The 14,906-nt window shown below is 64.9% G+C and carries 12 protein-coding genes; 5 read left to right on the top strand and 7 right to left on the bottom strand.

What is annotated here, in order from left to right; genetic code table 11:
* Positions 1-131: 131 nt before the first annotated feature.
* From rpoD to N826_RS12370, 3 genes are all read right to left on the bottom strand, one after another.
* Positions 132-2,132 (bottom strand): RNA polymerase sigma factor RpoD, encoded by a 2,001-nt coding sequence (rpoD, locus tag N826_RS12380; RefSeq protein ID WP_044429142.1) that lies wholly within the window; start codon positions 2,130-2,132, stop codon positions 132-134.
* 130 nt (positions 2,133-2,262) lie between these two features.
* Positions 2,263-4,131, bottom strand: a complete 1,869-nt coding sequence (gene dnaG / locus N826_RS12375; protein WP_044429140.1) for a DNA primase — start codon at positions 4,129-4,131, stop codon at positions 2,263-2,265.
* A 34-nt stretch (positions 4,132-4,165) separates the two neighbouring features.
* Positions 4,166-4,627, bottom strand: coding sequence for a GatB/YqeY domain-containing protein (locus tag N826_RS12370; RefSeq protein ID WP_044429139.1), 462 nt, complete (start codon positions 4,625-4,627; stop codon positions 4,166-4,168).
* Between the two features lie 309 nt (positions 4,628-4,936).
* Here N826_RS12370 and carA point away from each other — a divergent pair, with 309 nt between their 5' ends.
* Positions 4,937-6,133 carry a glutamine-hydrolyzing carbamoyl-phosphate synthase small subunit gene (carA, locus tag N826_RS12365; protein ID WP_044429138.1) on the top strand — a complete coding sequence of 399 codons (1,197 nt, stop codon included), beginning with the start codon at positions 4,937-4,939 and terminating at the stop codon, positions 6,131-6,133.
* Positions 6,134-6,429: 296 nt separating this feature from the next.
* Here carA and N826_RS12360 read toward each other — a convergent pair whose 3' ends face one another.
* Complete coding sequence (locus N826_RS12360) at positions 6,430-7,785, bottom strand: DEAD/DEAH box helicase (RefSeq protein ID WP_044429378.1); 1,356 nt, start codon at positions 7,783-7,785, stop codon at positions 6,430-6,432.
* 276 nt (positions 7,786-8,061) lie between these two features.
* On the opposite strand from N826_RS12360, the gene N826_RS44755 reads away from it, so the two are divergent.
* The gene (locus N826_RS44755; protein ID WP_052831120.1) at positions 8,062-8,532 is read left to right on the top strand and encodes a hypothetical protein; all 471 of its coding nucleotides are present in this window, start codon (positions 8,062-8,064) and stop codon (positions 8,530-8,532) included.
* A gap of 28 nt (positions 8,533-8,560) precedes the next feature.
* Positions 8,561-9,136: a hemerythrin domain-containing protein gene (locus N826_RS12350; protein ID WP_044429137.1), complete on the top strand. Its 576-nt coding sequence runs from the start codon at positions 8,561-8,563 to the stop codon at positions 9,134-9,136.
* A 28-nt stretch (positions 9,137-9,164) separates the two neighbouring features.
* On the opposite strand, the gene N826_RS12345 is transcribed toward N826_RS12350, so the two are convergent.
* Together N826_RS12345 and N826_RS12340 are read right to left on the bottom strand one after the other, a co-directional pair.
* Positions 9,165-10,007: a YihY/virulence factor BrkB family protein gene (locus N826_RS12345; RefSeq protein WP_169789333.1), complete on the bottom strand. Its 843-nt coding sequence runs from the start codon at positions 10,005-10,007 to the stop codon at positions 9,165-9,167.
* 124 nt (positions 10,008-10,131) lie between these two features.
* A complete protein-coding gene (locus N826_RS12340; RefSeq protein ID WP_044429136.1) occupies positions 10,132-10,863 on the bottom strand; it encodes an SDR family NAD(P)-dependent oxidoreductase in 732 nt (243 codons plus the stop codon).
* Between the two features lie 294 nt (positions 10,864-11,157).
* Between N826_RS12340 and N826_RS12335 the strand changes: the two genes are divergently transcribed.
* Positions 11,158-13,194 carry a PhoX family protein gene (locus tag N826_RS12335; protein ID WP_044429135.1) on the top strand — a complete coding sequence of 679 codons (2,037 nt, stop codon included), beginning with the start codon at positions 11,158-11,160 and terminating at the stop codon, positions 13,192-13,194.
* Positions 13,195-13,228: 34 nt separating this feature from the next.
* On the opposite strand, the gene N826_RS12330 is transcribed toward N826_RS12335, so the two are convergent.
* The gene (locus N826_RS12330) at positions 13,229-14,257 is read right to left on the bottom strand and encodes a DUF1835 domain-containing protein (RefSeq protein ID WP_044429133.1); all 1,029 of its coding nucleotides are present in this window, start codon (positions 14,255-14,257) and stop codon (positions 13,229-13,231) included.
* Between the two features lie 122 nt (positions 14,258-14,379).
* On the opposite strand from N826_RS12330, the gene N826_RS12325 reads away from it, so the two are divergent.
* Positions 14,380-14,868 (top strand): Fur family transcriptional regulator, encoded by a 489-nt coding sequence (locus N826_RS12325; protein WP_044429131.1) that lies wholly within the window; start codon positions 14,380-14,382, stop codon positions 14,866-14,868.
* Positions 14,869-14,906: the final 38 nt, after the last annotated feature.

Raw genomic sequence — 14,906 nt, 5'->3', positions numbered from 1 at the left:
AATGTGCCGCCGAAATCGGTCCAAAGCAACCCCGATATTTGCTCAAAAGCGACTGCCCGGCTGGGTAGCTACAGGAATATGCGGCCTGCCGGGGATGACATCCCCCAACAGGCCGCAAATGTCATCATTTGTCAGGTATCGAGGAAACTGCGCAGCTTCCGCGACCGACTCGGGTGCTTCAGCTTGCGGAGGGCCTTTGCCTCGATCTGGCGGATACGCTCGCGGGTGACCGAGAACTGCTGGCCGACTTCCTCGAGGGTATGGTCGGTGTTCATGCCGATGCCGAAGCGCATGCGGAGCACGCGTTCCTCGCGCGGTGTCAGGCTGGCCAGCACGCGGGTCGTGGTCTCGCGCAGGTTGGCCTGGATCGCGGCGTCGAGCGGCAGGACAGCGTTCTTGTCCTCGATGAAATCGCCGAGATGCGAATCTTCCTCGTCGCCGATCGGCGTTTCAAGGGAGATCGGCTCCTTGGCAATCTTCAGGACCTTGCGGACCTTCTCCAGCGGCATCAGCAGCCGTTCCGCCAGCTCCTCCGGAGTCGGCTCGCGCCCGATCTCGTGAAGCATCTGGCGCGAAGTCCGGACCAGCTTGTTGATCGTCTCGATCATGTGGACCGGGATGCGGATGGTCCGGGCCTGGTCGGCGATGGAGCGGGTTATCGCCTGCCTGATCCACCACGTCGCATAGGTCGAGAACTTGTAGCCGCGCCGGTACTCGAACTTGTCGACCGCCTTCATCAGGCCGATATTGCCTTCCTGGATCAGGTCCAGGAACTGGAGGCCGCGGTTCGTGTACTTCTTGGCGATCGAGATGACGAGGCGGAGGTTGGCCTCGACCATTTCCTTCTTGGCCCGGCTCGCCTCCTTCTCGCCCTTCTGGACGGTCGAGACGATCCGGCGGAACTCGCCGATCGGCAGACCGGCTTCATCCGACACGGACGAGATCTGCTCACGCAGGCGCACGATGTCGCCGGTGTGACGTTCCAGGAAGCGCGGCCATGCCTTGCCCGACAGACCCTTGATCCGGTCGATCCAGTTCGGGTCCAGCTCGTGGCCGTAGTAGTGGTGCAGGAAGTCTTCGCGCTTGACCTTGCTGTCGACCGCCATGCGCAACAGACGGCCTTCCATGCCGATCAGTCGCCGGTTGAGGCCATAGAGCTGTTCGACGAGCTGCTCGATCCGGGCGTTGTTAAGCCGGACCGTGTTCATCAGCTCGATCATCTCGGCGCGGATCTTGTCGTACTTCTTGTCGGTCTTGCCGATCTCCTCGCCCCGCTGGATGGCGGTCAGGCGGGATTCCTGTATCCTGTGAAGCCTCTCATAAGTCGCCGCGATCTTCTCGAAGGTTTCGAGGACCTGGGGCTTCAGGGCCGCTTCCATGGCGGACAACGAGAGATTGTTCTCCTCACCGTCTCCTTCGCCATCGCCCTCGGCGTCGGCACCCAAGGGAGGCTCGACTTCTTCGCCTTCTCCGGCGGCTCCCTCGGCCCCTTCGGCGCGGGCCGGCTGCTCGGCTCCCCCTTCGCCCTCGACGGCGGCCGGAATGCCTTCGGCGACTTCACCTTCCGGACCGCCGCCATATGTGGCGTCCAGGTCGATGATGTCGCGAAGCAGCATCTTCCCTTCGTTCAGGGAATCATGCCACTCGATGATGGCGCGGATCGTCAGGGGACTTTCGCAGATGGCCCCGATCATCTGTTCGCGGCCGGCTTCGATCCGCTTGGCGATGGCGATTTCGCCTTCGCGGGACAGCAGTTCAACCGATCCCATCTCCCGCAGGTACATACGGACCGGGTCGTCGGTGCGGCCGATGTCGTCGTCGTCCAGATTGCCGGAGACCCTGGTCTCCCCGTCGCTCTCGGCGGCGGCGTTCTGGTTGTCGTCCTGTTCTTCGCTTTCGACGACGTTGATGCCCATCTCCGAGAGCATCGCCATCGTGTCCTCGATCTGCTCGGAGGACGACTGGTCTGGAGGAAGCGCGGCGTTCATCTCGTCGTAGGTGACGTAACCACGTTCCTTGCCACGGGCGATCATCTTCTTGACCGCTTGCGCCATGCCGTCCATCAGCGGGCCATCGCCGGATTCCTCACGATTTTCCGTCACTTCTGCGCCATTCGTCGCTTTCGTGGCCATTCGATAGATGCCCCCGCCTAGAAAACAAAAGTAGCGCCGACGACTTGCGGTGCTCCGCGCCATCCGCACATACAGGAACTGACTTTATTGGCCTGACCCAAGCTCCATGCTCCATCTGCCACACGCGACCTCAGTATTCAAGGTCGGGGTCGTCATCGAATTCAGCGGCTCCGGCCTCGGCCTCCTGGAGGGCCTTGAGGCGGGACCAATTATCCATATTCAAGTCGCGGGCTAGGGACTGTGTCGCTTCCTGGCGCTCGGACCGGATATGATCGCAATATGTCTGCCCCCATACGTCGGCCCAACCCCGGCGGGCCTGATCCAAAGTCGCTTCCGCACGGGCGAAAGCATAGAGGAAAGACGCCGCGCCGACGACATCCTCCAGATTGGAGAAGCCTTTGCTAGTCAAGTGGCTACCCAATGCGGCAGCGTCAAGGCCGGGATGTTCTACCAGCACCGATACAACCGCCTGCCGCAGGAGATCGAGCGGCTGGGCAAGGAATTGCACTTCGCCCAGCGCCTCGCCGAATTCCTCGAACAGTTCAGGATGGTTCAGCATCGTCGCAAGCAGCACCCGCTCGCGTCCCTCGCGGGCCGGCCGGGGTCTGGACCGCTGGTAATCGGGCGGCGGATCGGTGTTGCGCGGCTGGCGGAAATTGCGCCCGCCGAACCTGCCCGGACCGCCCTGCCGACCCTGGAAAGGCTGCTGAAACGCAGGCCGGGCGCGGAATTTTTCATAAAACCGCCGGCGCATCTCGTCCCGGTAGAGCGACTGCACGGTACGGTCGTTGATGGTTCCGACCCGCTCGTCCAGGGCCGCCTGAAGACCGGCGCGGGCCTCCGGTGAATCGACGGCCCTACCCTCCGCTTCCATTTGCCACAACACGTCCGCCAGGGGTCTGGCGCCGTCCAGAACCTCCTGCATCGCCTTGGCGCCCTGCTTGCGGATCAGGCTGTCGGGGTCTTCCCCGCCCTCCATGAAGGCAACCTTGACGGAATGATCCGGCATCAGGTGTGGCAAAATTCTCTCAACGGCGCGAAAAGCGGCACGCTGGCCGGCATTGTCGCCGTCGAAGCACAGGATGGGCACCCGCTGGCCGCTGGGCGACAGTTTCCACAGCTCCAGGATCTGGCTTTCGGTCAGCGCCGTGCCGAGCGGGGCCACCGCCCCCTCGAAGCCGGCGCGGACCAGGGCGATCACGTCCATGTAGCCTTCGACCACGATCACAGGCTTGTCGTCCGCGGCCGCCTGCCGGGCGCGGCTCATGTTGTAGAGCAGCTTGCCCTTATGAAAGAGCGGGTTGTCGGCCGAATTAATGTATTTCGGCCCCTCACCCTCCAGAATGCGGCCGCCGAAGGCCACGACCCGGCCGCGCCGGTCGGTCACCGGGAACATGACGCGATTCCGGAAGAAGGAAAAGGCGCCACCGCCATAATCGGAAGGCCGGACTAGGCCGGCTTCGATCATGTCGGGTTCCTTGAAGCCCTCCCGCGCCAGATGGATGCGGAGCGCATTGCCATCGGACGGCGCATGCCCCAGCCGGAAGCGGGTGATGGCTTCCTCGTCCAGGCCTCTGCCGTGCAGGTATTCCAGCGCTACCCGGCCCGACGGGGCGAAAAGCTGAAGCTCGAACCAGCGGCAGGCCGCTTCGACCAGATCGTGCAGCGACTTCTGCCGCTCGAACCGCTGGCGGTCTTCCGGGGTCGATTGCGGCACCTGCAATCCGGCCTCTGCCGCCAGTTGCTCGACCGCTTCAGGAAACGCCAGATTATCGTGGCGCATCGCGAAGCCGATGATGTCGCCATGGGCGCCGCAGCCGAAGCAGTGGAAGAAGCCCTTTTGGTCGTTGACGTAGAAGCTGGGCGTCTTCTCGTTGTGGAAAGGGCACGGCGCCTTGAACTCTCGCCCCGCCCGGATCAGCCGCATGCGCTTGCCGACCACATCGGACAGGGCCAGCCGTGCCCGCAGCTCTTCAAGGAATTGAGGAGGAAACGCCATGGGTTCCGAGTGACAGAGGGAGCGCGTTGAACCGTTAGGCCTGGACCAGCTTTTCCTTCACGTAGCTGCTGGCCTTGCCGAAATCCATCTGGCCGGCATAGCGGGTGCGCAGCTCGGCCATGGTCCGTCCCATGTCCTTGATGCCGCCGGCACCGATATCGGCGATCACCTTGGCCACGGCCTCGCGGACCTCGGTATCGTTGAACTGCTTGGGCAGGAAGGTCTCGATGATGCCGATCTCTTCACGCTCCTGCTCCGCCAGTTCAAGCCGGCCGCCCTGTTCGTAGAGCGAGATCGCTTCCCGGCGCTGCTTGATCATGGTCTGGAGCATGGAGAGGATTTCCTCCTCGTCGATGCCGTCGGTGACGCCGCGGCCCCGCGCCGCGATGTCGCGGTCCTTCAAGGCCGCCAGGATCAGGCGCAGGGTCGATACCGCGCGCGGGTTCTTGGCCCGCATCGCCTCTTTCAAGGCCTCGTTGAGCCGAGTGCGGAACATGGTTTGAAGTCCTTCATCGAGAGAATACAAAGCAACAATACCCAATGTCCGACACGTCCGCCAGAGCGGCCGTTGCCGTGCGGCAGGGGCATGATGGGGGATGCGATCAGGGCACGGCGGCCATTCCGTCACTTGACCGGTGCAGAGCCATGGTTTAATCGCAGGAGCAAGCGAACCACGAACGGCACGACAGGCCGGTCGCGGTCTTGACGCGTGCCGGTTCGCGTTCCACTTGGGCGGGATGCGGCACGATCAGAGCCGCTGTAAGTAATGCGCCCGATGGCGCCGTCAATATGGGGTCAATCACCGATGTCCGATAACACTCCCGCCGGTGCGACGCTCAGCGCCGCCGCCGCGTCGCGCCCGGAAGGTGCGACCGCCGTCCTGGTTCTTGCCGACGGGACCGTGCTGTGGGGCCGAGGACTGGGTGCCCTGGGCGCTTCGGTCGGCGAGGTGTGCTTCAACACCTCGATGACCGGCTATCAGGAGATCCTGACCGATCCCAGCTATGCCGGCCAGATCATCACCTTCACCTTTCCGCATATCGGCAATACCGGCGCCAATGCCGAGGATATCGAGACGGTCACGCCGGCCGCGCGCGGCCTCGTGCTGCGTGCCGACATCACCGATCCGTCCAACTGGCGCGCCACCCGCCACCTGGACGACTGGCTGAAAAGCTACGACCTGATCGGCATCTCCGGAATCGACACCCGTCGGCTGACCCGCCGCATCCGCGACGGCGGGGCGCCGACCGGCGTCGTGGCGCACAGCCCCGACGGCGCGTTCGACCTGGAAGCGCTGCTGGCGCAGGCCCGGCAGTGGCCGGGGCTGGAGGGTATGGACCTTGCCAAGGACGTATCGTGCCGCCAGACCTACGACTGGGACGAGGGCATGTGGAAGCTGGGCGAGGGTTACGCCCGCCAAGAGAACCCGCGCCACCACGTCGTCGCGATCGACTACGGCGCCAAGCGCAACATCCTGCGCTGCCTTGCCGGTACCGGAGCCAAGGTGACGGTGGTACCGGCGAACGCCACGGTCGAGGACGTCATGCGCCACAAGCCGGACGGCGTCTTCCTGTCGAACGGCCCCGGCGATCCGGCCGCCACCGGCAAATACGCCGTGCCGACGATCCGCGGGCTGATGGATACCGGCGTCCCGATGTTCGGCATCTGCCTGGGTCACCAGTTGATGGCGCTGGCGCTGGGCGCCGAGACGGAGAAGATGCCGCGCGGCCATCGCGGCGCCAACCATCCGGTCAAGGACTTGGCGACCGGCAAGGTCGAGATCACCAGCCAGAACCACGGCTTCGTCGTCAAGCCGGAGAGCCTGCCGGATACGGTCGAGGTGACTCATGTCAGCCTGTTCGACGGCACCAACGAGGGGCTGCGGGTCAAGGACAAGCCGATCTTCTCGGTCCAGTACCATCCGGAAGCCTCGCCCGGCCCGGAAGACAGCCACTACCTGTTCCACCGCTTCGTCGATATGATCGACACCAAGCGGGGGTGAGATTCGTCTATCGCGGGATCATGCCAGGGTTGACGACTTTGACCGGCGCTCCTGCCGTCGTATCGGGCTGAAGACATTGACCCGGGTGACAAGTGTTTGTTGGGCCACGGCCCAACCTACAGGCTTCTGCTTCGTAGGTTGGGCCGTGGCCCAACACTTGCCGACCGCCGGTCAGCCTCTTCGGCTTGAGGCATTAAATATAGAGGCGGCGCAGTTCTGCCGGATCACTCGCAAAAAAGGCGCGGACATCGTCCGCGCCTTTTTTATTTGGAAACCGGGTGGAAGCCGGAGCTTCGTTACCGCCCTTCCGGACGGCCACGCCCCTGACCACCGCCACCACCGCCGCTATGACCGTGACCGCTCCGCTGCGGACGGCCATGCGACTGGGGACGTCCCTGGCCCTGCGGCGCCGGACGGCCCTGCCCCTGCCCCGCCGATGCCTGGGGCCGGCGCTGCTGCGGACGGGGCGGGCGCGGCGGACGGTCGTCAGCACTCGGAGCGGACACCACGCCGCCGTGGGAATGCCACGGGTGATCCTCGACGACCGGGATGCGGACCTTGATCAGCTTCTCGATGTCCTTGAGGAAAGCCCGCTCCTCGCTGTCGCAGAACGAGATGGCGATGCCGCTTGTCCCCGCCCGCGCCGTGCGGCCAATCCGGTGGACGTAGCTTTCCGGAACGTTGGGCAAGTCGTAGTTGATGACGTGCGTGATGCCGTCGATATCGATGCCGCGCGCCGCGATGTCGGTCGCGACCAGCACCCGGATCTCGCCGGTCTTGAAGTTCTCGAGCGCCCGCTGGCGTGCGGTCTGCGACTTGTTGCCGTGGATCGCCTCCGCCCGGACGGCAATCTGGCCAAGCTGCTCGACGACACGGTTCGCACCGTGCTTGGTGCGGGTGAAGACCAGCGCGCGGCCGATCTCCGGACGCTTCAGGACTTCGCCCAGCAGCGGACGCTTGTCCGACTTTTCGACGAACATGACGTGCTGTTCGATCCGCTCGGCGGTGCTCGACACCGGCGTCACCTCGACCCGGACCGGCTCGGTCAGGATCTTGTCGGCCAGCTTGGCGATTTCCGGCGGCATGGTGGCGGAGAAGAACAGCGAGTGGCGCTTGGCCGGCAGCGTCTTCAGGATGCGCCGGACATCATGGATGAAGCCCATGTCCAGCATGCGGTCTGCCTCGTCCAGGACGAACACTTCCAGGCGGTCGAGCTTGACCAGGCCCTGCCCGATCAGGTCGAGCAGACGGCCTGGCGTCGCCACCAGGATATCGACGCCGCGCGACATCGCCTGGACCTGCGGGTTCTGGCCGACGCCGCCGAAGATGACGGTATGGGTCAGCGGCAGGTTGGCGCCGTAGGTCTTGAAGCTGTCGCCGATCTGGATCGCCAGTTCGCGCGTCGGCGTTAGGACCAGGGTGCGGGCACCCTGGGAAATCGGCCGGGTGCGGGTGGCGGACAGGCGGTGGAGGATGGGCAGCGCGAAGGCCGCAGTCTTGCCGGTACCCGTCTGGGCGACGCCCAGCAGGTCGCGGCCTTCGAGCAGGTGCGGGATGGCCTGCGCCTGGATCGGGGTCGGAGTGGAATAGTTCTCGGCGCTGATGGCGCGCAGGATCGGCTCGCTCAAGCCGAGATCGCTGAAAGACGTCACTGTGAAAGGATCTTTCGGGGCCTTGACCGCGCGCTGCCGGGCCGCCCTCTGGTGCTGATGCGAGTCTTCCGGATGCAGCGGCACAAGTTGCCGCTTCGCGCGATCACGAAAGACAATTGATCGAGACCGATAGTTGCTCTTTCGCAAGTGCGAAGTCAAGGGGCCATAGGTCAGAGCTTCGCGGGAAGGCCGATACGGCCAAGCGGACGGCCCTGAGTGACAAGGTGGCTGTTTCGCCTGTTGGGGAGAGCAGGAAACACAGCGTGGGAGATCGAGATGCGCGCGCAAGCATGGCGGGGACGCTCCAGTTCCAGCAGTCTGGCCGGTCCCTTGTTGATGGCGGCGGGTGCGTCGCTGCTGGGATACTGGCTGTATCAGAAGCGGACGGGCGGCCAGGGGCGGCCAGCCAGCGGCCAACGGCCACCGAGCGGCGACGACCGCATCCCGGATGTCGGACGCCTTGCGTATTTCGGTCCGCTCCGGCCGACCGGGCAGCCCGTCGCCTCCGGCCAGGGCCAGAGTCAAGGTCAGGATCGGGAAGATAACCGAACGGGCCGGAGATATGCGGCGTTCAGCGATCCGGAGAAAGCTCCCGTCGAGCAGGGAAGCTGCTACGGAGCGGTCCGGCATGCCGGACCGGAGAACATGCGGGATCAGGAGCGGCGCCCCTGGGACAAGGTCGACGAAAGCGTGGACGAATCTTTTCCGGCAAGCGACCCGCCCGCGGCCTCGCCGGGAAGCAACTGATTTCAATCAACGGCAAGGATCAGGCGCCATGTCTCGAGGCTCAGGATTGATCACCATGCGCGGCCTTGCCGCGTTCACGACGGGCGCGCTGGCGGCCGTGATCGCCAGCCGGATCCTGCCGCCCATCGTGGCGCAGGTGGCGGGCTCCGCGCAGGCAGCGGCGGGACGCGACCCGTTCGATGGACTGGCGGAAGATCACAGGATCATCCTGTCGCTGCTGGACCGGATGACATCCAGTCCGGACAACGCGGTGTTCGACCGCACGCAGCTTCTCCTTCGCTTGAAGCGGCGGCTGTCGGCGCATGCGGTGGCGGAAGAGGACGTGGTATATCCGCTGCTCCATGGCCGCGCCCACGAGGAGGACGACACCATGCATCTCTACAGCGAGCACGCGGAGATGAAGATGCATCTCTTTAACCTGGAACAGATGCCCAAGAGCGACCCGCGCTGGCGCGGCATCGCCACCGAACTGCGGGATCTGATCGCTGGGCACGTCAAGCAAGAGGAGGAGGTCGACTTTCCCAAGCTTCGCGCCGTATTGGACCAGAAGGAAACCGCCATGATGTCCGGCGGGGTGCAGCGGGAAAAAGCCCTGCTGCTTTGATCCCTTTTCCAGGCACGGACCGGAACGCTCAGGTTTCCGGTCCGTGTTCGCGCTCGGTCTCGGCGTTGATCACGGCGCCCAGCAGGACGGTGTAGGCCAGCAGGTATAGCCAGATCATCAGCGTCAGGACGGCGCCGGCCAAGCCAAACGCCGTCGCGTAGTTGGCGATCTGCTGGACATAGAGCGTGAAGCCAATGGAGGTCACGATCCATACCGTCGCGGTGAAGATGGAACCCCAGCCGACCCACCGCCAGCGCGGAGCGGAGTGGCAGGGTCCCAGCCGGTAGCAGACGGCCAGCGCCCCGATTATCAGGGCACCGACCAACGGCCAGCGGCCATATACGTAGATCTTCGACCAGAGAGGGTCCTGGGCCGGGTCCCGCATCATTAACGGCGCCGCTGTCAGAATTCCGATCAAACCGGCGGCCAGTACGAAGGACCCCAGGCAGAGCAGCAGCGCCATGCCGTTCAGCTTCAGGAAACCGCGCGTTTCCACCTCGTGGTAGGCATAGTTGAGGGCCGCCATCAAGGCCCGCATGCCGAACAGCCCACTCCAGACCAGGACCATGAGACTGCCGAACAATCCCCAGCCGAAACCGGTCCCGGTATCCCTGGCGGTGTCCATCATCTGGCCGAACAGCGCCTGCATCGCCTGGTCCGGGAAGACCGGGCCGAGTTCGCTCATCCGGTCATGGACGTCGCCGCCGCCGCCGAGAGCCCCATAGGTCACGATCAAGACCGCCAGCGTGGGAATCAGCGTGTAGAAGGCGAAGAACGCCACTCCCGCCGCCGCAACCCACAGCCCCTTGTCGGTGGAGGTCCGGTAGGTCCCTTTAAGGATCTTCCACCAGCCGCTATAGGATAAAGCCATCTTCCCCCATGCCATGCCGGCAGCCGGACCAACGAGCCGCGCCTTCGTGAGCGCGAAACCGTACAGCGTACGTGCGGCGTTCGCCATGAGGGAGATGGAGGTAGCAGGGCTGACCGGAAAACGGTCAGCCCTTGGTCCGCAGGCTGCTGCGGCCACCGTCGACGCCGAAGACCTGGCCTGTGATCCAGCCGCTCTCCTTGGTCAGAAGGAAGGCCGCCATGGCGGCGATGTCTTCCGGTTCGCCGATCCGGCCGAGCGCGTGCAGGCCCGCGATGCTCTGGACCATCTGGTCGTTGGAGGTCAGGCCATGGGCAAGCGGGGTCCGGGTCAGGCTGGGAGCCACGACGTTGACCCTGACATGGGGAGCGAACTCGGCCGCGAGAGAGCGGCCCAAGCCTTCGACCGCACCCTTGGCGGACGCGATCAGGGCGTGATTGGCGAAGCCCTGCTGGACCGCGACGGTCGAGAACAGGACGACCGAACCCTTGGCCGACTTCAATCCCTTCTCCGCCGCCCGGATCGCGTTGACGGCGCCCAGCACGTTCAGCCGGTAGGCCTGGATGAAGTCTTCGTCCTTGGTCGCCTTCAGCGGCTTGATGTCGATCGAGCCGACGCAGTAGGCGATGCCGGCGATGCCCTCGCCGTCCTGCCCCGCCTCCTGCACGATGGCGGAAACCGCCGCCTCGTCCAGCACATCGCAGACGCCATGCCGGGCCTTCAGGTCGTCGGCCAGCGGTCCGATCTTGTCGGCTGAGCGGCCGGTCAGGAAAAGCGGCGCTCCGGCCCGCGCCAGCCGGCGCGCCAGAGCTTCGCCGATGCCGCCGTTGGCGCCGAAGACGATGATGGGTGCTGTCATGAGGAATGGCCCTGCTTCGTTGTTTCAGACTATCGGGTTCAGACTGTCGCGCGTTCAAACTGCCGCGCGTTCAAACTGCCGCGCGTTCAAACTGCCGCGCGGGAATATCGCGTCGATCGGATTACTGAACTAGCGTGCGGCGTCGCCGCGTCCACAGGGGAGACCGGCGTTTCCGGAATTCATCCGCTTGTAACGCCGGCGTCACCGAAGCGTCATGCACGCCGACTATGGTCCGCGCCAACAGGCCCGGAAATCCGGGCGCATATCACGGATCAGGTCAGGCGGGAGAGAACCATGGACAAGCGCGACATCGGTGAGTTTTCGTGCAAGGCGGAAGCCTTCGAAGCGTCTGAGGACATCGGCCGCAACCCGAGCGACGGCCCGACGATGGGAGACATCATCAACAAGCGCTTCGGCCGACGCGACATGCTGCGCGGATCGCTCGCCGCCGCCGCCATCACGGCGGCCTTCGGCCCGCTGGCGCTCGCCACCGCCGAAAAGGCCAAGGCGGCGGCCGGCAACGGCATGAAGGCGGCCTTCAGCTTCGACGAGGTCGAGCGCGGCGTCGACCGCACCCACCACGTCGCCAAGGGCTACAAGGCCGAGATCCTGATCCGCTGGGGCGACCCCGTCCTGCCGGGCGCGCCGGCCTTCGACCCGATGAAGCAGACCGCCGCCGCCCAGAAGATGCAGTTCGGCTACAACAATGACTATGTCGGCTATATCGGCCTGCCCTATGGCTCCAACAATCCGGACCACGGCCTGCTCTGCATCAACCACGAATACACCGACGAGGAAGTCATGTTCCCCGGCGTCGGCGTGGCGCAGGACGGCAAGGACAAGGACGGCAAGGATATCGGCTTCGTCGCGATCACCAAGGAACTGGTCGATATCGAGATGGCCGCGCATGGCGGCACCGTGATCGAGGTCAGGAAGACCGGCGGCAAGTGGGCCGTGGTCCCCGACAGCAAGTACAATCGCCGGATCACCGCCTCCGACACCGTGATGGAGATCACCGGCCCCGCCGCCGGCCATGACCGCATGAAGACCAAGGCCGACCCGGCCGGCAGGCAGGTGATCGGCATGATCAACAACTGCGCCGGCGGCATCACGCCCTGGGGCACCTATCTGTCGGCGGAAGAGAACGTCAACGGCAACTTCTGGGGCAAGGTCGCAGACGACCATCCGGAAGCCGAGAACTACAAGCGCATGGGCATCCCCGGCAACTGGTACAACTGGGGCGCCTATCACGACCGTTTCGACGTATCGAAGGAGCCGAACGAGGCCAACCGCTTCGGCTGGATGGTCGAGATCGACCCGCTCGACCCGGCTTCCACCCCGAAGAAGCGTACCGCGCTGGGCCGCTTCAAGCATGAGGGCGCCGAAAGCATCGTCAACAAGGACGGCCGCGTCGTCGTCTACATGGGCGACGACGAGCGCTTCGATTACGTCTACAAGTTCGTGACGGAAGGCAAGTTCGATCCGTCGAACCGCGCCGCGAACATGGACCTGCTCGACAAGGGCACCCTGTACGTCGCGAAGTACAGCGAGGACGGCAAGGGCGAGTGGCTGCCGCTGACCCACGGCCAGGGCAAGCTGACGGCGGAAAACGGCTTCAAGAGCCAGGCCGACGTCGTCATCCAGGCGCGCAAGGCCGGCGACCTGCTGGGCGCCACCAAGATGGACCGGCCGGAAGACGTCGAGCCGAACCCGAAGACGGGCAAGGTCTACGTCATGCTGACCAACAACACCAACCGCAAGGCGGAGGCCGTCGACGCCGCCAACCCGCGCGGCAAGAACGCCTTCGGCCACATCATCGAGATGACGCCGACCGGCGGCGACCATGCCTCCACCACCTTCGCCTGGGACATCATGGTCAAGTGCGGCGATCCCAGCGTCGCGGAAGTCGGCGCCAGCTTCAACCCGGCTACCTCGCCGAATGGCTGGTTCGGCATGCCGGACAACTGCGCGGTGGACAACCAGGGCCGCCTGTGGGTGGCGACCGACGGCAACAGCTACAAGGGCACGAAGACGACCGATGGCGTCTGGGCGATGGAGACCGAGGGCGAGATGCGGGGGACTTCCCGGCTGTTCTTCCGCGTGCCGGTCGGGGCCGAGATGTGCGGTCCGTGCTTTACTCCGGACGACAGGACGCTGTTCGTCGCGGTCCAGCACCCGGCGACCGACAACACCAAGGACTGGCCGGAGTTCGGCAGGTCGTCCAGCTTCGAGGACCCTGCCACCCGCTGGCCTGATTTCAAGGACGGCATGCCGCCCCGCCCCTCGGTTGTCATGATCACCAAGGAAGACGGCGGCGTCATCGGCGTCTGATCCGCCCTTGAGTACAAACCGGTGCGGGTTGGTTTCATGCCCGCACCGGCTTTCCTGCAGCCTCGTCCCAGCGCCAGTGCGGCGTGCCCGGAACGATCCGGACGCCGCCGACCCAGCGTTCCGGCGGCGACAGCGACAACCAGTCGATTTCGCCTTTCAGCACGGCTTTGCCGGCCGCGGTGATTTCCAGCCGGCGCTCGGGCCAGTTCGGGGCGGTGCTGTCGTTCGTGATCGTGAAGACCGGTTGGCTGGCCTTCGCCATGGCCTCGACTATGGCGAGCAGCATGACATCGCCCAGCCAGGGCAGCGGCTCGACCTCCCGCATCAGGCGGGAGAAGATGCGGCCGATGGTCTGGCTTTCGGCGTCAAGGATCTGCAGAACGAGGCGCTCGGTCAGCGAGAGGCCATCGATCGTCCAAGGCAATTCCCGCAGATGCCGCTGAAGCGCTCGCGGTAGGTCCGGCAAGCCGGGTATGCTCGAGCGGGCGATACCGGACAGCGCACTCGGATCGTCGCTCCGCAAGACGTCCCAAGTCCGGAAGCCCATCGACAGGTCGGAAGCAGTGACCGCGTGCCTTTCGCTCCATAGCGTCAGGAATGCCTGCGCGGGCAATTGACCCAGGCCGATGAAACGCTCCACGCCGGGGAAGTGGTCGACGGAGACGAGTTCAAGGACCTTCGGCGCTCCGGTCTGATGGAACTGCGCCAGGCACCGGGCCAGGATAAGCTGGTCGTAGCTGTCATGCTCGAACCACAGCATAACCCGTTCATAGCGCGTGGCGGCTCCTATCAACCCATCATGCTCGATACGCAGCTTTTCAACGACGTCCACCTCCGACAAGCCGAGCGGTCCGCCGAAGGCATCGGAGATGAACCGCGCGCGGATCGCCTGGAGATCGGGGACGTCGGGCACCGGCCCCATGCAGTAGGGGTTGGAATATTCAAGGAAATCGCCGGTGAAGCCGGCATCGCACAGCGCCTGACGGATGTCGGAGCCGCACCTGATATGAAGCGTCGGAAGGTCGCCGTCGGGGGCGACGGTTGCGTCAGGCTGAACTGTCATCACATCTCCTTCTCCTACCGCACCGGCGGATAGCTTCGCCAGTTCGGTTCATTTTTGCGGGTAGTCCGGCCTCATCGTTGTTATATAGTTACATAACGCTGGATGAGTTTACGGGACCCGCCATGACGACTATCACGGCCCCGGCCGAAACCGGACACGATCACGGCCGCTGCGTCGACGGAGCGCTCGGCCGTGCCGAAGCGCTGTGCGCGTCGCGCGGCGCGCGGTTGACCGCTATCCGCCGGCAGGTGCTGGAACTGGTGTGGAGCGGCCACCGGCCGCGCGGCGCCTATGCCATCCTCGACGACATGGCGGTGGAGGGCAAGCGGGTAGCACCGCTCACGGTCTACCGGGCGCTCGACTTCCTGGTGGAGCAGGGGTTGGTCCATCGGATCGAGAGCCTGAACGCCTATATCGGCTGCCCGGACCCGGACCATGCCCATCCCGGCCAGTTCCTGGTGTGCCGCGAGTGCGGCAACGCGATCGAACTCAACGACGCGAGGGTGAGCGCCGCGATCGACGCCTGTGCCCGCGATCAGGGCTTCACGGTGGACAGGACGACCGTCGAAGTCCGAGGTCTTTGCACGACCTGCCGCAACTCGCTAGCGTAGTCTACGAACAATCGCCCTGCCCCTGATGCCCGCGCCGC

This window comes from Skermanella aerolata KACC 11604 (assembly GCF_000936425.1).
GTDB classification, from domain to species: domain Bacteria; phylum Pseudomonadota; class Alphaproteobacteria; order Azospirillales; family Azospirillaceae; genus Skermanella; species Skermanella aerolata.
Note: the sequence above shows the minus strand (reverse complement) of the source record. Positions and strands in the feature narration are given on the sequence as shown.